The sequence below is a fragment of the Microbacterium sp. CFBP9023 genome (genome assembly GCF_034045055.1).
Classification (GTDB): Bacteria; Actinomycetota; Actinomycetes; order Actinomycetales; family Microbacteriaceae; genus Microbacterium.
Genome location: NZ_JAXCWI010000001.1, coordinates 1,769,391 through 1,785,960 on the forward strand (window position 1 = coordinate 1,769,391; position 16,570 = coordinate 1,785,960).

The 16,570-nt window shown below is 67.6% G+C and carries 20 protein-coding genes; 11 read left to right on the forward strand and 9 right to left on the reverse strand.

From position 1 onward, the window contains the following. The first annotated feature begins 84 nt into the window (after window positions 1–84). Window positions 85–546 carry a VOC family protein gene (locus SOM10_RS08645; protein ID WP_320489512.1) on the forward strand — a complete coding sequence of 154 codons (462 nt, stop codon included), beginning with the start codon at window positions 85–87 and terminating at the stop codon, window positions 544–546. Between the two features lie 106 nt (window positions 547–652). Here the strand turns inward: SOM10_RS08645 and SOM10_RS08650 are convergent, their stop codons facing one another. Beyond that, the gene (locus SOM10_RS08650) at window positions 653–2,137 is read right to left on the reverse strand and encodes a serine/threonine-protein kinase (protein WP_320489513.1); all 1,485 of its coding nucleotides are present in this window, start codon (window positions 2,135–2,137) and stop codon (window positions 653–655) included. Window positions 2,138–2,354: 217 nt separating this feature from the next. Here SOM10_RS08650 and SOM10_RS08655 point away from each other — a divergent pair, with 217 nt between their 5' ends. From SOM10_RS08655 to SOM10_RS08665, 3 genes are all read left to right on the forward strand, one after another. Next, on the forward strand, window positions 2,355–2,582 hold the full coding sequence (locus SOM10_RS08655) for a DUF2188 domain-containing protein (RefSeq protein WP_053098394.1): 228 nt from the start codon (window positions 2,355–2,357) through the stop codon (window positions 2,580–2,582). Window positions 2,583–2,588: 6 nt separating this feature from the next. Continuing rightward, window positions 2,589–3,335, forward strand: coding sequence for a 3-keto-5-aminohexanoate cleavage protein (locus SOM10_RS08660; RefSeq protein ID WP_320489514.1), 747 nt, complete (start codon window positions 2,589–2,591; stop codon window positions 3,333–3,335). 182 nt (window positions 3,336–3,517) lie between these two features. Further along, window positions 3,518–4,702, forward strand: a complete 1,185-nt coding sequence (locus SOM10_RS08665) for a MalY/PatB family protein (protein ID WP_320489515.1) — start codon at window positions 3,518–3,520, stop codon at window positions 4,700–4,702. A gap of 145 nt (window positions 4,703–4,847) precedes the next feature. Here the strand turns inward: SOM10_RS08665 and SOM10_RS08670 are convergent, their stop codons facing one another. Continuing rightward, window positions 4,848–6,014: a MalY/PatB family protein gene (locus tag SOM10_RS08670; RefSeq protein ID WP_320489516.1), complete on the reverse strand. Its 1,167-nt coding sequence runs from the start codon at window positions 6,012–6,014 to the stop codon at window positions 4,848–4,850. Between the two features lie 497 nt (window positions 6,015–6,511). Here SOM10_RS08670 and gnd point away from each other — a divergent pair, with 497 nt between their 5' ends. From gnd to SOM10_RS08685, 3 genes are all read left to right on the forward strand, one after another. Next, window positions 6,512–7,573 (forward strand): phosphogluconate dehydrogenase (NAD(+)-dependent, decarboxylating), encoded by a 1,062-nt coding sequence (gene gnd, locus SOM10_RS08675; protein ID WP_056276027.1) that lies wholly within the window; start codon window positions 6,512–6,514, stop codon window positions 7,571–7,573. Between the two features lie 198 nt (window positions 7,574–7,771). Further along, entirely contained in the window at window positions 7,772–8,242 is a 471-nt protein-coding gene (locus tag SOM10_RS08680; protein ID WP_320489517.1) for a GNAT family N-acetyltransferase, read from the forward strand. Window positions 8,243–8,289: 47 nt separating this feature from the next. Beyond that, a complete protein-coding gene (locus tag SOM10_RS08685) occupies window positions 8,290–8,454 on the forward strand; it encodes a hypothetical protein (protein WP_157534255.1) in 165 nt (54 codons plus the stop codon). A gap of 102 nt (window positions 8,455–8,556) precedes the next feature. Here SOM10_RS08685 and SOM10_RS08690 read toward each other — a convergent pair whose 3' ends face one another. Continuing rightward, window positions 8,557–9,528, reverse strand: coding sequence for a G5 domain-containing protein (locus SOM10_RS08690; RefSeq protein WP_320489518.1), 972 nt, complete (start codon window positions 9,526–9,528; stop codon window positions 8,557–8,559). Window positions 9,529–9,689: 161 nt separating this feature from the next. On the opposite strand from SOM10_RS08690, the gene SOM10_RS08695 reads away from it, so the two are divergent. After that, window positions 9,690–10,175: a hypothetical protein gene (locus SOM10_RS08695; protein WP_320489519.1), complete on the forward strand. Its 486-nt coding sequence runs from the start codon at window positions 9,690–9,692 to the stop codon at window positions 10,173–10,175. A 96-nt stretch (window positions 10,176–10,271) separates the two neighbouring features. On the opposite strand, the gene SOM10_RS08700 is transcribed toward SOM10_RS08695, so the two are convergent. Beyond that, window positions 10,272–10,655, reverse strand: coding sequence for a VOC family protein (locus tag SOM10_RS08700; protein ID WP_320489520.1), 384 nt, complete (start codon window positions 10,653–10,655; stop codon window positions 10,272–10,274). An 85-nt stretch (window positions 10,656–10,740) separates the two neighbouring features. Then, entirely contained in the window at window positions 10,741–11,052 is a 312-nt protein-coding gene (locus tag SOM10_RS08705; RefSeq protein ID WP_320489521.1) for a hypothetical protein, read from the reverse strand. Window positions 11,053–11,281: 229 nt separating this feature from the next. Between SOM10_RS08705 and SOM10_RS08710 the strand changes: the two genes are divergently transcribed. Then, window positions 11,282–11,842, forward strand: a complete 561-nt coding sequence (locus tag SOM10_RS08710; protein ID WP_320489522.1) for a dihydrofolate reductase family protein — start codon at window positions 11,282–11,284, stop codon at window positions 11,840–11,842. Here the strand turns inward: SOM10_RS08710 and SOM10_RS08715 are convergent. Then, the gene (locus SOM10_RS08715) at window positions 11,820–12,332 is read right to left on the reverse strand and encodes a hypothetical protein (protein ID WP_320489523.1); all 513 of its coding nucleotides are present in this window, start codon (window positions 12,330–12,332) and stop codon (window positions 11,820–11,822) included. The genes SOM10_RS08710 and SOM10_RS08715 overlap by 23 nt on opposite strands. A 137-nt stretch (window positions 12,333–12,469) precedes the next feature. On the opposite strand from SOM10_RS08715, the gene SOM10_RS08720 reads away from it, so the two are divergent. Both SOM10_RS08720 and SOM10_RS08725 read left to right on the forward strand, forming a co-directional pair. After that, window positions 12,470–13,039 (forward strand): TetR/AcrR family transcriptional regulator, encoded by a 570-nt coding sequence (locus tag SOM10_RS08720; protein ID WP_320489524.1) that lies wholly within the window; start codon window positions 12,470–12,472, stop codon window positions 13,037–13,039. Window positions 13,040–13,113: 74 nt separating this feature from the next. Then, on the forward strand, window positions 13,114–13,524 hold the full coding sequence (locus SOM10_RS08725) for a DUF1428 domain-containing protein (protein ID WP_320489525.1): 411 nt from the start codon (window positions 13,114–13,116) through the stop codon (window positions 13,522–13,524). Between the two features lie 10 nt (window positions 13,525–13,534). On the opposite strand, the gene SOM10_RS08730 is transcribed toward SOM10_RS08725, so the two are convergent. The 3 genes from SOM10_RS08730 to SOM10_RS08740 all read right to left on the reverse strand — a co-directional run bounded on the left by SOM10_RS08730 (window position 13,535) and on the right by SOM10_RS08740 (window position 16,016). Then, window positions 13,535–13,915, reverse strand: coding sequence for a hypothetical protein (locus SOM10_RS08730; protein WP_320489526.1), 381 nt, complete (start codon window positions 13,913–13,915; stop codon window positions 13,535–13,537). 168 nt (window positions 13,916–14,083) lie between these two features. Beyond that, window positions 14,084–14,800, reverse strand: coding sequence for a hypothetical protein (locus SOM10_RS08735; protein ID WP_320489527.1), 717 nt, complete (start codon window positions 14,798–14,800; stop codon window positions 14,084–14,086). Window positions 14,801–15,014: 214 nt separating this feature from the next. Beyond that, window positions 15,015–16,016: an SDR family NAD(P)-dependent oxidoreductase gene (locus SOM10_RS08740; RefSeq protein ID WP_320489528.1), complete on the reverse strand. Its 1,002-nt coding sequence runs from the start codon at window positions 16,014–16,016 to the stop codon at window positions 15,015–15,017. Window positions 16,017–16,570: the final 554 nt, after the last annotated feature.

The window sequence follows — 16,570 nt, forward strand, 5'->3', positions numbered from 1 at the left end:
GAGTAGAGGACCGAAACTGACCTCTTCTGCTGTGAGTGTTGGTCTCACCGGCATCCGCCGCCCACACAGATCCGAGGAGATCCCATGACCATCGCGACCACCACCCACCTGAACTTCCGCGGCACCGCGCACCAGGCGCTCGACTTCTACCAGTCCGTCTTCGGCGGCGAGGTCACGCGGGCGACCTATGCGGATTTCGGCATGCCGGCGGGAGTTCCCGGCGCCGACAAGATCGTGTTCGGTCAGGTCGAGAACGCCGACGGCTTCCGGCTGATGGCATACGACATCCCCGGCGCCGACGACGCTGACGCCACCGCGGGAACCACCTCGAGGCAGAACGGGACGACCGTCACCGACCGCACGTTCTTCCAGTCGCTGCGCGCCGATTCGCTCGACGAGCTCACCGGGTACTGGGACGCCCTCGCAGACGTTGCCTCGATCGTCGAGCCGCTGGCCGCATCGGCGTGGTCACCCGGATTCGGCATGCTGACCGACCGATTCGGCGTCACCTGGGTGCTCGACGTGCGCGCCGCCTACGCGGGCTGAGGCGGTCGCCGTTCATGACTCAGGAAGATTCGCGCTCGATCGGGCCGGAACCGGGGGTCTCGGCACGATCGGCCGCGTTCTTCCGGAGTTGCGGACCGCGACGCGCCTAGCCCTTGTCCGGCTTGCCCTTGTCGCCCTTGCCGGAGTTCCCGGAGTTCCCGTTATTCCCGGAGTTGCCTGAGTTCCCAGAGTTGCCGGAGTTGCCGGAGTTGCCGGAGTTCCCCGGGTCCACGGGCTCCGTGACCACCTCGACGGGCGCTGCGGGGGTGTCGATGGGGGAGGTCTCCGCCGGGGTTGACGCCGTGCGGGCGACGACGCCTGAGGCGGTTCGTCCCAGCTCGGATGCCGGTGGCGCGCTGAACGCCGCGATGCCGGTGACGATCGCACCGGCGGCAAGAAGCCCCGCGGCGCCGGCGATCACGCGGGTGCGGGTGCGTGTGCCGGGGCGGGTGCGGTCGCGGGTCCGCAAGCGGGATGCGGGATCCGTGACCTCGGTCGCAGGGATCACAGCGGTCGCTCCGGTCGGCGCGGAACCAGCGTCGAGGGCCGACGACTCCGCGTCGGCGCTCGCGGATGAGGCGGCGGATGCGGGACGCGGCTGAATTCCCGCGCCCGCGTCTGGCGCGGCGGCGACGGCATCCGATTCCGCGCCCGCCGCCCCCGGTGTCGCGTCGACCGCCGGCTCCGTGCCGGCCGATGCGACGATGGCCGCAGCCGCCGCGGCGACGGCGGTGCCGTTGCTGTTCGCGGCGTAGTCGCGCAGCAGAGCCCGGGCGGCGCGCGCCACCTCGACGGCGGTCGGGCGTTCCTCCGGCTCGAGGCGTGTCATGCGGGTGAGGAGGTCGCGCCACTCGTCGGGAACCGTGTCGGAGATGGTCGGCGGGTTGAGCAGGCGAGCGACCGCCGCCGCGCGTCCGGAAGCGAGGGAGGGGTAGCCGGGGTATCCGCTGAGTGCCTCGAGAGCGACGAGTCCGAGCGAGAAGATGTCGACCGGGGTTCCGGGGTCGGCGTCGCGCAGCTGCTCCGGTGCCATATAGGTGAGTGTGCCGAGCACGATCCCCGGCGTCGTGAGGCGGGTGTCCTCGATGGAGCAGGCGATGCCGAAGTCCGCGAGTTTCGCCGCGACCGGGCGGCCTGAGCGGGCGTGCGCGAGCAGCACGTTCGACGGCTTGATGTCGCGATGCACGATCCCGGCCGCGTGCACGGCGGTGAGTCCCTCGGCGAGATCACGGACGATGCGGGCCACGTCGCGCGGCGTCATCGGACTTTCGGCCATACGCGCGCCGAGGGTGGGCCCGTCGACGAACTCCATCACCAGGTACTGCGGTCGACCGGGCACGAGCTGCGCGTCGTACAGCGTCACGAGCGACGGGTGGCTCAACGAAGCGAGCAGCGCCTTCTCGGTATGCGCGCGCTCGATCGAGGCGACCGGACCGTCGCTCTCGTGGATCATCTTGATCGCGACGATGCGTCCGAGGTGGGTGTCCTCGGCGCGGTACACGGTCGCCATGCCGCCTCGTCCGACGCGGTCGTGCAGTACGTACCGTCCGTCGAGCAGTGCCGCCGTCGGCGACATCACTTCCAGCGTCATCACTTGCTCCTTGCAGATGCACCCGGGTCATGCATCGTTCGACATAACCACGGCTGACGGGAGTGTGTCATCGGGGTTGACGTATGGACGAAGAAGTGGATGCGGTCGATGATTCGCGTGCTCTCGCGCCGGGCGAGCGCGTGCGCGGAGGCTGTCAAGGCCCTCCTCGAGCGTCGGCGGCCTCGGGTAGAAAAGAGTCAGATCGAAAGGATGTGGCATGGCCGCAGGTGACATCGAGACGTTCCAGCGAGACGGGATCTGGTTCAACCGCATCGAGGGCGAATCCCGCACTTTGGGGTCCAGCTTCGAGACCGAGGCCGAGGCGGTTCGAGTCGGTCGGGGTGCCGCGACGGCACGTCAGGTCAAGCACACCGTGCGTGTCGAAGAGGGGCCTTCGGGCACGGGCAACCTCTACGACTGGCACCCGCGCGATCTCATGAACTGAGGGCCGGTGACCGGCAACGACAGACACGGGCGGATGCTGTTGCAGGCGTGCCTCAACGGTGCGCGACCCGCAGCGCAGCATCCTGCCCTCACCGCCGACACGACCCTCGCCGGCGCCGACGCCGCGCGTGCCGTCGCGGCGGGTGCCCGCGAGATCCACGTGCACCCGAAGGATGCCGCGGGCGACGACAGCCTGCGTGCCGCCGATGTCGACCGGTGGGTGAGAGCACTGCGCTCGGCGTGCCCTGGTGTGCAGATCGGGGTGACGACCGGTGCATGGATCGAGCCCGATGTCGGGGAGCGCCTCACGGCGATCCGCGAATGGAGCGTCCTGCCCGACTTCGCTTCGGTGAACTGGCACGAAGCCGGTGCTGACGAGGTCGCGGCGCTGCTCGTGAGCCGCGGCATCCGCGTGGAGGCGGGCATCTGGGATGCCACCGGACTCGACGCCTGGCAGCGCTCGCCCGTTCACGACGACACGCTGCGGGTGCTGGTCGAGCTGCCTGATGAAGCGGCGGATGTCGTGCGGCGGCACGCCGAGGGGCTCATCGCGCACGTGCGCCTCGACGACCCGGACATTCCGATCCTGCTGCACGGCGAGCAGCGGTCCGCCTGGCCGGCCTTCACCCTGGCCGTCGAGCTGGGCCTCGATTCGCGCATCGGTCTCGAAGACACCCTGCAGCTGCCCGATGGACGGACGGCACCCGACAACGCGGCACTGGTGCGAGCGGCTGTGGCTTTCATGAACGCCTGAGTCGGGGTCCGGGGTCGGCTCGCCCTGCAGCCTCATCGTCACCCGCCGTCATGCGACTCGCGACCGATCCGCCGCTTCCTTAGGGTGGAAGCTCCCGCTGAGAAGGAGTACGCGTGTCCGAGATCCAGACCCGCCGCGCCGGTGCCGTTCGATGTCGGCTCGCGGGCTGAGGAACGCCTGCCATGACCGACCACCGCGCGCCCGCTGACCCGCATCCGTTCGACTCCCGCACGAGGTTCGACCTCGACCGGCCCGAAAGCCGCAAGTGGAGCCTGCACCCCGGCCACATCGGGGCATGGGTGGCGGAGATGGACTTCGGCGTCGCGCCGGTGATCGCCGACGCCATGCATCGAGCGATCGACGAGGAGAACCTCGGATACCTGTCGCCGCCGCTCGCTGCCCGACTCGGCGACGCGACGTCCGAGTGGATGCGCAGCGAATACGGCTGGGCCGTCGATCCGGAACGCGTGCATCCGGTCTCCGACGTGATGGCGGCCCTGAGGGTTGCGGTCGAGGAGTATGCCCCCGCCGGATCGCCCGTGATCGTGCCGACTCCCGCATATATGCCGTTCCTGACATATCTGCCGACCGTCGGGCATCCGGTGATCGAGATCCCCGGCGTCGACATCGACGGACGCTGGCACCACGACCTGCAGCGCATCGACGAGGCGTTCGCCGCCGGTGCCCGTACGCTCGTGCTCTGCAACCCGCACAACCCGACCGGCACCGTGGTGGACCGCTCCGAGCTCGAGGCGCTCGCCGAGATCGTCGAACGCCACGGCGGGCGGGTGTTCGCGGACGAGATCCACGCGCCGCTGCGCTTCGACGGGAGACCGTTCATCCCCTATGCGTCGGTGTCTGAGGCGACGGCCGCCCACACCGTCACCGGCACCAGCGCGTCGAAGGCGTGGAACATCCCCGGCCTCAAGACCGCGCAACTGATCACCTCGAACGACGCCGACCAGGAGCTGTACCGCCGCTTCGGGTTCTCGGTGCAGCACGGTGCAGCGACGCTCGGTGTCGTGGCGTCGACGGCGGCATATCGGGAGGGCAAGCCGTGGCTCGACGGCGTGCTCGGGTATCTCTCGGAGTCGCGCCGCCTTGTCGGCGACCTCATCACGGAGCACCTGCCCGGCGCGGTGTATCGCGAGCCCGAGGCGACCTACATCGGATGGATCGACACGACGGCGCTCGAGATCACCGGCCCGCCGGCCGCGTACTTCCGCGAGGAGGCCGGCGTCGTGCTGACCGAGGGTGCGCTGCTCGGACGGGGATACGAGAACTTCGTGCGGATCGTGTTCGCGACACCTCGGCCGGTCTTGCGAGAGGCCTTCGCGGCGATGGGGGATGCCGTTCGCGCTCGGTGATGCGTTGTTCGTCGCCTCGTGACGGCGGGTGCGGGGTCAGTTCCGCACCTCTCGTCGGATGCGTGGTCAAAAACGCACCGGAAACGCTGAGTTCCGATGCGTTATTGACCCCGCACGCGCCGGGGGCCAGCGGGGCGAATGAGGCTCAGCCTCGGTCGCGCAGCGCCGAGGCAATCCGTTCGACCGCCTCGACCAGCACTGGACGGGGCATCGCGAAGACGAATCGCGTGTACCCGATCGCGGCCACACCGCATGCGGCGCCGTCCGTCATCGCGACTCTGGCGTGCTCGCGGAACCACTCGCCGAGATCGCCCGTCAGCCCGGTCTCGCGGAAGTCGAGCAGGGCGATGTAGCTGCCCTCCGGCACGACCATCCGCACGCCGGGGAGCTTCTCGTCGACGAGCTGCGCCAGCGTCCGCCGGTTGCCGTCCAGGTAGTCGACCACGTCGTCGAGCCATTCGCGCCCGCCGGTGTAGGCCGCGATGTTCGCGATGACGCCGAGCGTCGATGTGCCGTGTCCGGCCCAGAATCCCAGGCTCTCCCAGAGTTCGGCGTCGGCGTCGTTCGAGAGGATGATCTGCGCGCACTTGAGGCCCGCGAGGTTCCACGCCTTCGAGGCGGAGGTCGCGGTGAGGGTGTGGGCTGCGGCGGCATCCGACACCGAGGCGTAGGGGATGTGACGGGCCGGAGAGTAAACGACGGGTGCGTGGATCTCGTCGGCGAACACGCGTCCGCCGACATCCGTCACGACCGACGCGATGGCGAGCAGCTCGTCGCGGGTCGCGACGGTGCCGAGCGGATTGTGCGGGTTGCAGAGCACCAGCATCTCGCCGCCGTCGCGGAAGGCCTGGGCGACGGCATCCAGGTCCATGACCCAGCGTCCGTCGACCTCGATGCTCGGCACCTCGATGACCCGACGGTCGTGCATGGGCGGCACTAGCAGGAACGGCATGTACGCGGGGGTCGGCACGATCACGGCCGAACCCGGACTGGTGAAGTGCTCGATCGCCAGCTCGAACGCGGCGATCACATCGGGCACGTGGTGCACGCGCTCGGCGGGGATCTCCCACCCGTACGAGTCGGAGTACCAGCGCGCCGTGGCCGCCGAGAGGTCCTTCGCGAGCTTCTCGGGCAGGTACCCGGTCACGCCGAGGTCGAGGGCATCCTTCACCGCGCCGGTGATCGCGCGGGCGAGGCCGAAGTCCATCTCGGCGACGAACGCGCCGATCGTGTCGGGGAAGGCCGTCCATTTGACGCTGCCCGCAGCGCGCAGGTCGTCTTGCGTGATCTGGTCGAACGCGGGGGAAGTCATGTCTCAATCCTTCCACCCGTCGGCGACACCGGGCTCGCGGGCAGCTCCGGATGCTGGGAGCGGGCACCGCTTCGGGTGCACAACTGGCCCCGCCTGGAGTCGAGCCGCGAGCGGGGTCACTTCCGCATCCGAGACCGCTGTTTCGGGTGCACAACTGACCCCGCCTGGAGTCGAGCCGCGAGCGGGGCCACTTCCGCATCCGAAACCACCGTTTCGGGTGCACAACTGACCCCGTACGGAGCCGCACGCGCGCGGGGCCACTTCCGCATCCGAGACCGCCGTTTCGGGTGCGCAACTGACCCCGCATGGAGTCGAGCCGCGAGCGGGGTCACTTCCGCATCCGAAATCGCCGTTTCGGGTGCACAACTGACCCCGCACGGCCGCCCGCACACCCCCCGCACGACCCCACGCCACCCCGCAACACCATTGAGCGTCATCGGTACCCATGCCAGGATTGCCCCGACTCGGCCCACCGGGGCTGAGACGAAGGGATTCTCATGCAGCTGGCGATGATCGGACTCGGCCGGATGGGCGCCAACATCGTGCGCCGCCTCATGCGGGCGGGGCACGAATGCGTGGTCTATGACGTCAACACGGATGCCGTACAGGCGCTGGTCGCCGAGGGAGCCACCGGCGCCGACAGCATGGCCGACCTGGCGTCGAAGCTCGAGGCGCCGCGGGCCGTGTGGATGATGGTGCCCGCCTCGCTCACGGGCATGGTGGCCGATCAGGCGGCGGAGGTGCTCGATGAGGGCGACATCCTGATCGACGGCGGCAACTCGAACTACCGCGACGACGTCCGCCGGGCGAAGGCGTTCCGCGAGCGCGGCATCCACTATGTCGATGTCGGCACGAGCGGTGGGGTGTTCGGACTCGACCGCGGATACTGCCTGATGGTCGGCGGACCCGATGAGGCCGTGCAGCGCATCGAGCCGGTGCTGCGCACGATCGCTCCGGGTGTCGGCGAGATCGAGCGCACGCCGGGCCGCACCGGAGACCTCACCCCCGAGGAGCAGGGCTACCTGCACTGCGGACCGTCGGGTGCGGGGCACTTCGTGAAGATGGTGCACAACGGCATCGAGTACGGCATCATGGCGTCGATCGCCGAGGGGCTGAACCTGCTGCACAACGCGGATGCCGGGGTGCGCGAGGCCGAGCACTCGGCGGAGATCGCTCCGCTGGAAGAGCCGGAGTTCTACCAGTTCCCGATCGACACGTCGAAGGTCGCCGAGCTGTGGCGCCGCGGATCGGTCATCTCGTCGTGGCTGCTCGACCTGACCGCTGCCGCGCTCGCCGACAACCCGCAGCTCGACGGTCTCGCCGGCCGGGTCTCCGACTCGGGCGAGGGGCGCTGGACGGTCAAGGCCGCCGTCGATGTCGGAGTGCCCGTGCCGGTGCTCGCGGCGTCGCTGTTCGAGCGCTTCGCCTCACGCGATGAAGACAAGTTCGCCAACCAGGTGCTGTCGGCGATGCGTCTGCAGTTCGGCGGGCACCAGGAACTGCCCGCGGGAGACGTGCTCGAGGCCGGATCGCGCAAGGCGGATTCCGACAGCGCCTGATCGCGTTCTTCCGCTTCGTCGAGCGTGGCGCGCGGAGGTTCACGTTCACAACTTCGGAAGAAGCGGGTGCGTCCGCGGGCTCGGCCCCGGAATCCCGGGGAACCGATGCGTCGGCCCGCCCGTTCTTCCGGAGTTGTGAACCGGCGGAACACCCGCCGTCGGCCCGAGCCGAAGCCCCCGACCCGAGAAAGGCATCCGATGACCGCCGCCACACGTCAAGCTACCCCGCTCGACGCCGCCCGTCTCGCCGAACTCCTGCACGCGTTCAATACGGAGTTCGACACCGAGACGCCGGGGGTCGAGGTGCTCGCCGGGCGATTGCGCACGCTGCTGGGCGGAACCTCCACATTCGCGGTGCTCGGCGGTGATCCTGCGGTCGGTGTCGCGCTCGTGACTCTGCGTCCGAACGTGTGGTCGGACGGGCCGGTCGCGCTGCTCGACGAGATGTACGTCGAGCCCGCGCACCGCGGTGGTGGTGTCGGCGGCGCGGTCCTCCGGCACATGGTTGAGATCTGCCGGGAACTCGGCGTCGCGGCGATCGAGATCAACGTCGATGAATCGGATGCCGCGGCGATGCGCTTCTACGAACGGCACGGATTCAATGGCGTCGACCCCGATTCCGGCGAGCGGGCGCTCTACTTCTATCGGTCGCTGGAAGTCGGGGACTAGCTGCCGGGGCTGGAGGCGCCGCGCACCCCGGTGACTATCCTGACGCCATGGATCCTTTCCTCACCATCGTCCTCTTCTACGTCGCCGGGTTCCTGATCGGCATCCTGATCCTGTGGCTCGTGATCTACACGGCCGTGCGGTCGGCCTTGACGTCGCATCGTCAGGCATTGGCGGAAGAGGGACGACCGGCGCAGCGCTACTCCGGGCGCTGAAGAATGATCCCTGTCACGACGCTCTCGGGGTCGGACGCGGCAGGGCTCGACGGCGAGATCCTCGAGATCTGGGCTGAGGTCTTCGGCCCGGTGGACTAGCGCTCAGTCGCAGGCGATGCCGTCTCCGTCGCGGTCGAGATCGTAGATGTCCGAGCCGACGACCTGCACGGGGCCCTGCACATATCCGGGTCCGTCTCCGCTGCCGCCGGCGCAGTCGACGTCGCTAGTGATCGGAACACACGCTCCCGTGTAGTTCGAGTCGCACCCTCCGCCACCCTGCTGCACGAGCGGCACGGGGGCGGGAGCGGGCGCCGGAGCCGCGACCGGTGCCGGCGCTTTGCTTCCGATCGCCGTGACCTCGTTCACCGGCTGCACGGAGATCGCCTCGCTGACGACCTCGCGCGACACCTCGACGCCGTCGACCAGAGTCAGGCGATAGGTGATCACCTTCACGCCGTTCACGCCCGCGGCGACGAGCGCCGTGGCGCCCTGGTCGAGCTGCGGGTCGTCGACCGTGGTCGCCGTGAACGGCACGGGCACCTCTTCGGTCGCGGTCTCGAACGTCGTCGGCGTGGGAGTGGGCGTCGGCGTCGGAGCCGACGTCGTCACCGCGGCGAAGGTCTGAGGCTCGGATGCCGTCGGGGCGGTGCCGCTGCTGGCACTCGCGATTCCGCCGCCGGTGACGAGCAGAGCGGCCAGGCCGAGGGCGATCACGCCCGACATCCGCGAGCGGAGTCCCAGAGCCGGAAGGGGGCGCGCGATCATGACATAGAGAGCGATGCCGACGACGGCGGTGGCGACGAGCAGGATCGCGATCGGCGACAGGCGGGCGAGCACGCCGCCGACGACGAGTGCGGCGACGATGATCCCGGCAGTGCGCCAACCGGTCTTGCGCTTCGCGGGTGCGGGTGCGGGTGCGGGTGCGGATGCCGGCGCGGTGGCGGACGCGATCTGCGTCGTCGCGACAGCCGCCGGGGACGGAGCGGTCGAGGCGGTCCAACGATGGCCGTCCCACCAGCGCAGCTGGTGCGGATTCTCCGGATCGGGATGCCAGGCGGCAGGCGGCTGTGACATGAGAGTTCCCCTCGACGATGAGGCGACGAATCGCCGGCGCCCCCAGAGCGCCTCGACCTGTATATCGGTTCGGATCGCCGGGCGGCAACAGCCGAATCTGAAACGTGACAATGGCCTGCTACGTTCAACTTCGTTGCTTGATCCCCAAACGAGAGTCACAGATGAACACCGCAGTCACCAGGTCCGCTGCCGCACTCGCCCTTCTCGCCCTGCTCGGGCTCGGAACTGTCGCGTGCTCCGCTCCCGCCGAGTCCACCGACTCGAAGTCTGACTCGCAGCCGGCCGCGCCCGAAGCGGTCGAAGAAGTTGAGGAGGTGGCAGAGCCCGTCGATCTCGCCGGCGAATGGACGCAGATCAACTCGAACTCACCCGACAGCTTCCAGAGCGCCACGATCACGGCAGACACGATCGAGGTCTCGTGGAACTCGACCGACACGAAGTCGCTGTACTGGGCGGGTACTGTCACGGTGCCCGAGGACGGTTCGACCTCGTTCACCTTCGATTCGGCGAACGACACGTCGAAGACAGATTCGGCCATGCTTGCCTCGAGCGATCCGACGAAGACCTTCACCTATGCCGACGGTGAGCTCTCTTACGAGGTGACTGCCCTCGGCACCACGATGACCGTGCGCCTCGAGAAGCAGTAGGTCGGCCGTCCGGGAATATTGAGGGATGCCGGCCCGCAAAGCTGGACCGGCGTCCTTCGTTGTTTCGCTGATGACCCAGCGCCGGGGCTTGCTCCGTCATGCCCGCGGGCGGTCCCACCCCACCCAGTCCGGCCGGTCCACGATGCAGAATCGGTTCCCCTCGGGGTCCTCCATGATCACGTAGTCGGCATCGTCTGGCAGGTTGTCCCAGTGCACCTCGCGAGCGCCGAGCTCGGTGAGGCGGTGCACCTCGGCATCCTGATCCTCGGCATAGATGTCGAGGTGGATGCGCGGCGGCAGCACCCGCTCGGAGTGGTGAGCATCGAGGGCGATGCAGGGAGCGTCCGCGTCGCGAGGCTTGAGCACGACCCAGTCATCGGATGCCGGGTCTCGCTCGACATAGTCGAGGGCCGCCTGCCAGAAGCGCGACTGCGCCGGGAGGTCGTTCACGCGGATCACGATCGACACGATCTTCAACATGCGGGTCAGGTTAGGGCCACTGACACGTGCTGAACAGGGGCTTGAATCGGATCACCGACGCAGTGGAGATCGCGGCGACGAGCAATCAGCCGTCCGTGCTCCCTGGCAAGCTTTCCACATACTTCTTCACCTCTTGAGCAATCGAATCGATGAGTTCGCTCATCTCGCTCGACGGGTGCTGTCGGTGTCCGACCTCGTTGAAGGAGTCCAGGAGGCGGAGGGTGAGGGCTTCCTTCGCACGTGGCCGGTCGATTCGTTCACTCAGCTCGAAGGCGAGGACGTCGAAGTCGCGCTCGCTGGATCGAGGCACTGTGGCACGCACTCGTCCGAGCTGCGGGTCGTCGCCCGTCAGATGCAGATGCGCCCGCAATTCCGGATCGAACCCTGTGCCACCCACGTGAACGATCTCTCCCGTGGCGGAGTCGAGCCAGACGTACAGCCACGACCCACTGGGGCGTACGCGACCGCCCCGAACGGAGATGACGCGAGGCTGGCTGGAGGGCATGCGTTCACCATATTCGCTGTGGCCGCCTCAGCCGCGGCGAGGTGTCGCCCGACTGCGGCCCGACAGTACTCTGAGTCCCACCCCGTACCACCCACCGCCCGCATCGAAGGAGATCGGCGAGATGAGACCACTGCGTTATTCGATCAACGTCACGCTCGACGGGTGCGTTCACCACGAGGCGGGCGTCGCTCCCGACGAGGAGCTGATGCGCTTCTGGACCGCCGAGATGGAACGAGCGGATGCCGTCATCTACGGCCGAACGACCTACGAGATGATGGAGGGCGCGTGGCGTCGCCCGGCATCCGGTCAGTGGCCCGACTGGATGAGCGAGTGGGAGGTCCCGTTCGCCGAGGCCATCGACCGCGTGCCGAAGTACGTCGTATCGAGCACGCTGGACGCCGTCGACTGGAACGCCGAGCTCATCCGGGGTGACCTGTCCGAGGCGATTCAGCAGCTCAAGCAGCAGCCGGGCGAGAGGCTATCGGTCGGCGGTGTGACGCTGCCGCTGGCGTTGGCCGAGCTGGGGCTGATCGACGAGTACATCTTCGTCGTGCATCCACTCGTTGCCGGGCACGGGCCGCGGTTGCTCGACGGGCTGAACGGACCGCTCGAGCTCGTCGTCGTGGATCGTCGAGAGTTCGCCTCCGGAGCCGTGGCCGTCACATACCGTCCGCGGAGGTGACCGGAGCTGCGGGCGCCTGAGGGCTCCCCGATCTGCGGCCCATCCACAGTGCGGTGAAGCCCGCGTAGGCGCCGAATACCGCCGTGGACCCGAGCACCAGGATCCACGGGCCCAGCCCGTTCTGGTAAAGCCAGCTCATATAGATCAGGAACAGGGCGCTGCCCAAGACGCCACCGAGCCCGGCGCCGACGCTGACCTTCATGCGATCCGCTGGCGCGCCATCGGTGGTCGCCGAGACGCGCTTGCCGATGTACGCGCCGAAGGCTGAGGTCAGTCCGGATGCGGCGCCGGTGACGACAGTCGGCACCACGATGAGCAGGGCCAGCCAGTACCAATTGGTCCAGCGTTGGTCGTTCGCGTGGCCGAGCGAGTCGGTGAGGTAGGGCGCGCCGTGGATGATCAGCATCGTCACGATGAAGAACACGAGCCCGAACAACGTGAGGGCGAGAGTCAATATGCCCATGCTCAACTGCCCTGGTGTCTCCCTCATCCCGCGACTCTATCCAAGCTGCGCAGCCACACGCGTCGTCGAGCGGAGCCCGCGGTTGTTCCCCCTCGGTCGTTGAGCAAGGACCGCGAAGCGGCCCGAGACGAACGCGCCACCCACAGCCTCGGTAGCCTGTCCTAGTGCCCCGTCCCCGAAGTGAAGCCGCGCGCCAGTCCGTGCTGGAGGCGATGCGCGCTGCCGTCATTGCCGGCACCTACGAAGCGGTGACCATCGAGGGACTCGCTGAGACCGCAGCAGTCTCTAAGCAGACGATCTACCGCTGGTGGCCGTCGAAGGCCGCGATCCTCGGCGAGGCACTGCTCGAAGGAGACCTGCCCGGAGCCGACCCCGCCGTCGCGGTGACCGACGACATCCGAGCCGACTTGCACGCCTGGTTCTCCGCGATGTCCGCCGGACTCGCACGGCCCGAGGGTGTCGCACTCGCCCGGGCGCTGATCGCGGTGACCGCCACCGATCACGAACTCGGTCTCGCGCTCAACGAGCGTCTCGCGGCCCCGATCCGCTCGTGGGTCGCCGAACGGATCGCGCGTGGACAGTCGGCGGGCGAGATCCGCGCCGACGTGGACGCTGGCGCGATCGCCGACCAGCTCATCGCGATGGCGTCGTACGCGGCGCTGATCGGTCAGCCGTTGAGTGCAGAGCGGGTCGACGAGACGGTGACGCGGTTGCTGCGAGGCATCGCTCAGTAGGTCCCTCGGGTTGGCTGAGGCCGGCGCTGGATACCCTGGCGACGGACACTCACCGCCGAGGACTGGAGCCGAGTATGGTCATCGCTGACATCACCGTCGTTCCGGTGCCGACGGAACGCAAGGCCGCATATCTGGACTTCTCGAAACGCATGGCGGAGGTCTACCGCGATCACGGTGCGATCAGTGTCGTCGACTACTGGCAGTCGAGCGTGTCAGCGGACCCGGGTGACTTTCACGCAGACGGGGCATCGTACGAGTCGGGTGAGCTCAAGAGCATCGCCGATCTCGCGGGCACGAGCGCCGAGGAGTCCGTCGTGGTCACGGTGACGACCTGGCCGTCACGCGAGGTTCGTGATCGCGGAACCGCTGACGTGACGAGCGATCCTCGTGTGCTCGAGACGCTCGATGAAGATCCCGTGTTCGACGGAGGTCGCGTGATCGGTGACAGCTTCGAGATCGCGATGAGCGTTCAGCAAGAAGAGTGACGGGCGATAGCTACGGGGTGCAGTAGGCGAGCATCGCGTCGGTCGCTGTGCGCATCTCCGTCGTCGCCGCATCCAGGCCCGTCATGTCACCGGCGATGGCCTTCTCGCCCTCGGCGGCGAAGGCGTCGATGCTCGTCGTCCACGAGTCGCGGAGTGTGACGAACTCGTCGGGTCCATCGACACCGCGGATGTTCTCGGCGACGCTCTTGACCTCATCAAGAGCTGCCTGCGCGGCCTCCGGAGTCGGCGAGCTCACGCTTCCGATCACACCGGTCACCTGCGCGGCTTGGGCTGCGACCTGGCCACACGCGGCGATGGTCGACGCCTGCGAGCATCCGGAGAGCAGGAGGATGCCGACGGCGAGCGTCGCGAGCGCGGGGAGCTTCTTCATAGAGCCAGGGTAGGCGGGGGAGATGTGAGGTCTACGCCTGGCCGTAGGCAGGGCCGACCCAACGGACGTTAGCGCCCCATCGGATCTTCGTGGTGTCACGCAAGAGCAAGAGCGCGATCGAAGCCGCGGGATGCGGAGCTCGTTCAGAGCTGGCAAGCAGCGTTCGGCCTACGGCATTCTGGCGGCGGATGCCATGTTCGCCCGCTGCAACTTCGTGAACTCAGATGAATCGACGCGCGTGATTTTCTCCAACCGACGGAGCTGCGCACGAATCTGTTTCCGAAGTTCACGCAATTCCTGCGCATCGGTCAACAGGTCGTCGTACAACCAGCGCGCGACTCGGTACGCCCATAGTGGCTCACGTGGATCGGAGTGAACAAGCCTTTTCAGCTCCCCGGTTGGGTCGGTGAAGTACAGGCCCGACTTGTCCGATAGCGAGGTTGCGAATGCGGCCTGCCAGGAAGAACCGCTGATGCTCCGATCAAGGAGAGCTGTGGCGCAGACCAGAATCGCGCTCAAGCGACTGCTCTGGCTTCGACGTTCGAGTAGTTCGATCGAAGTGAGCTGGCGCTCGATGTCTCTTCGAAGCTTCTGAACCTTGCTCCAAGGCAGATTGACTTCGAGCCAGCGGGTCACGTCTCCGAGTGTCGAAGCAACGAGTGACGACACTGGCAGGCTGATCACGATCGACAAGGTGGCCGCGACGGTGAGAAGGGATACCCAGTAGTTGAACTGCTCCAGTCCAGTGATGTCTCTCGTAGGGTCTCGCGACAAGTTTCGCAGTGCCTCGACCTCGGAGAAAGTAAGCAAGAGCGCGAGCACGAAGAAGGCGACCGACCAGCGTACTCGCCGTGATCGGTGCCTATATGCCTTCTTCTTGCTCATTCGTCGAACCATGAGCCTGGCTTCGATCACGAATGCCAGCGCGAGAACCGGGATTATTTGCGCAACGGCGCCCCAATACGACGCGAGATCCCCCTGAGGCACCGAGCCAGCATACTGGGCGCGAAGTCACGATCTGATGCGCAAGGCTGGAGGGAATCTGTCGTTTCCCTCCAGCCTTGGCTGTTGAGATCTCGCGCAACAGATCACGCGGTGCTTACTGCACCGACCATCCACCATCCGATGCCAGTACGGCACCGTTGATGTTCACGGCGTCGTCCGACAGCAGGAACGTGATCGACGCGGCGAGGTGCTCGGCGGTCGCAACTGTCGGGATCGCCTGCTGGAACGGGGCCAGGCGGCCGGAGCCGTACTCCGACATGTTCGGGGGCATCGGGATGCCGGTGGCGACGCCGCCCGGTGCGACGGAGTTCACGCGGATGCCCTTCGGCCCGTACATGAACGCCGCGGACTTCGTGACGCCGATGATGCCGTGCTTGCTGGCCGTGTAGGCGTTGCCCGACGAGTTGCCGCGCAGGCCCGCTTCGCTCGAGACGTTGAGGATCGAGCCGCGGCCGGCCTTCTCCATGACGGGCAGCACCGCGCGCATGAGCTTGAACGGGGCGGTGAGGTTGATGGCGATGACGCGGTCCCAGACGGCATCCGTCGTCTCGCCTGCGGGGGAGAAATCGTCGTTGATGCCGGCGACGTTCGCGAGGGCGTCGATGCGGTCGCCCGCGGCGGCGATGACGGCGTCGATCGCGTCCTGCTGGGTGAGGTCACCGGCGACGGTGGTGATGTCGGCATCCGGCAGCTCGGCCTTCAGCGCGTCGAGCTTCTCGGCGGCGATGTCGGAGGCGATGACGCGTCCGCCCTCGCGGGCGATGCGGAATGCGGTGGCCTTGCCGATTCCGGATGCTGCGCCGGTGACGATCACGGTCTTGCCGGCGAAACGTCCGGTGGTGGGCTTCTCGGTCCAGCCCTCAGACTCGTCGGCCTCGGGGATCTCGCCACCGTTGGCCGCGCGCACGAGGTCGTCGACGACCGATTGTGGCAGCTGGCCCTGGCTCATCGCGACGAGCTGCTGCAGCGGCAATCCGAGCACGGGAGTGAGGAGCTCGGGGTCGGCGCCCGTCTGCTCGAAGAGTGCGCGGATGAGTGGCCCGCCGGTCGGGTCGTTCAGCCAGTCGCCGATGGTGGAGTGTGCGGTGAGGGCCATGGTCGAGCTCCTTGAGGCTTGGGTTTCGCAACGGTGCGTCTACTTATGTGAAAGTGTACGCCAGGCGGCACGCGAGTAGTTCTCCCGATCGCAGTGAGAAGCAGATCCGCCGCTGAGCTATGAGTGCGGGCTCAATTGTGTCGACGCCGATCATCGGCGCTGGATCCGCTCGACGCTCTCTAGAGAATCGATGAAGCGGTCGGGAGAGCGCGCCCTTGTCGGTTTCGTTTCGCGTTCTGAGAGGCGTACTTGCCCCGGAAACTGCCTAGCACCTGGCAAGGCGGGCCGCCACGTCGCGAGTTCTGATGACCGGTGCGGCTTTGCCCGGCTGGTGGGGCGATCGAAGTTCGTTCCGAGGTGCTCGTAGGACATGCGGAATGCTCGAACCACCTGCAGCGAGCGGAGCGACTGGCGCGACCTTCGACGATCTTGGTCGGATCGAACCCGGGGAGTTGGGTTTCTCGCCGGTGCGGCCGATACCTGTCGGGCGGCAGAGATGGGCGACCTCACTCCGATGACTGACGCGGCGCGGGATGGCTCGCTGAGATTCGTAC

Bases quoted from the DNA above. Each gene is read 5' to 3' on its own strand.
- SOM10_RS08645 (WP_320489512.1), top strand. From the start codon at position 85: ATGACCATCGCGACCACCACCCACCTGAACTTCCGCGGCACCGCGCAC.
- SOM10_RS08650 (WP_320489513.1), bottom strand. From the start codon at position 2,137: ATGACGCTGGAAGTGATGTCGCCGACGGCGGCACTGCTCGACGGACGG.
- SOM10_RS08655 (WP_053098394.1), top strand. From the start codon at position 2,355: ATGGCCGCAGGTGACATCGAGACGTTCCAGCGAGACGGGATCTGGTTC.
- SOM10_RS08665 (WP_320489515.1), top strand. From the start codon at position 3,518: ATGACCGACCACCGCGCGCCCGCTGACCCGCATCCGTTCGACTCCCGC.
- SOM10_RS08670 (WP_320489516.1), bottom strand. From the start codon at position 6,014: ATGACTTCCCCCGCGTTCGACCAGATCACGCAAGACGACCTGCGCGCT.
- gnd (WP_056276027.1), top strand. From the start codon at position 6,512: ATGCAGCTGGCGATGATCGGACTCGGCCGGATGGGCGCCAACATCGTG.
- SOM10_RS08680 (WP_320489517.1), top strand. From the start codon at position 7,772: ATGACCGCCGCCACACGTCAAGCTACCCCGCTCGACGCCGCCCGTCTC.
- SOM10_RS08685 (WP_157534255.1), top strand. From the start codon at position 8,290: ATGGATCCTTTCCTCACCATCGTCCTCTTCTACGTCGCCGGGTTCCTG.
- SOM10_RS08690 (WP_320489518.1), bottom strand. From the start codon at position 9,528: ATGTCACAGCCGCCTGCCGCCTGGCATCCCGATCCGGAGAATCCGCAC.
- SOM10_RS08695 (WP_320489519.1), top strand. From the start codon at position 9,690: ATGAACACCGCAGTCACCAGGTCCGCTGCCGCACTCGCCCTTCTCGCC.
- SOM10_RS08700 (WP_320489520.1), bottom strand. From the start codon at position 10,655: ATGTTGAAGATCGTGTCGATCGTGATCCGCGTGAACGACCTCCCGGCG.
- SOM10_RS08710 (WP_320489522.1), top strand. From the start codon at position 11,282: ATGAGACCACTGCGTTATTCGATCAACGTCACGCTCGACGGGTGCGTT.
- SOM10_RS08715 (WP_320489523.1), bottom strand. From the start codon at position 12,332: ATGAGGGAGACACCAGGGCAGTTGAGCATGGGCATATTGACTCTCGCC.
- SOM10_RS08725 (WP_320489525.1), top strand. From the start codon at position 13,114: ATGGTCATCGCTGACATCACCGTCGTTCCGGTGCCGACGGAACGCAAG.
- SOM10_RS08730 (WP_320489526.1), bottom strand. From the start codon at position 13,915: ATGAAGAAGCTCCCCGCGCTCGCGACGCTCGCCGTCGGCATCCTCCTG.
- SOM10_RS08735 (WP_320489527.1), bottom strand. From the start codon at position 14,800: ATGAGCAAGAAGAAGGCATATAGGCACCGATCACGGCGAGTACGCTGG.
- SOM10_RS08740 (WP_320489528.1), bottom strand. From the start codon at position 16,016: ATGGCCCTCACCGCACACTCCACCATCGGCGACTGGCTGAACGACCCG.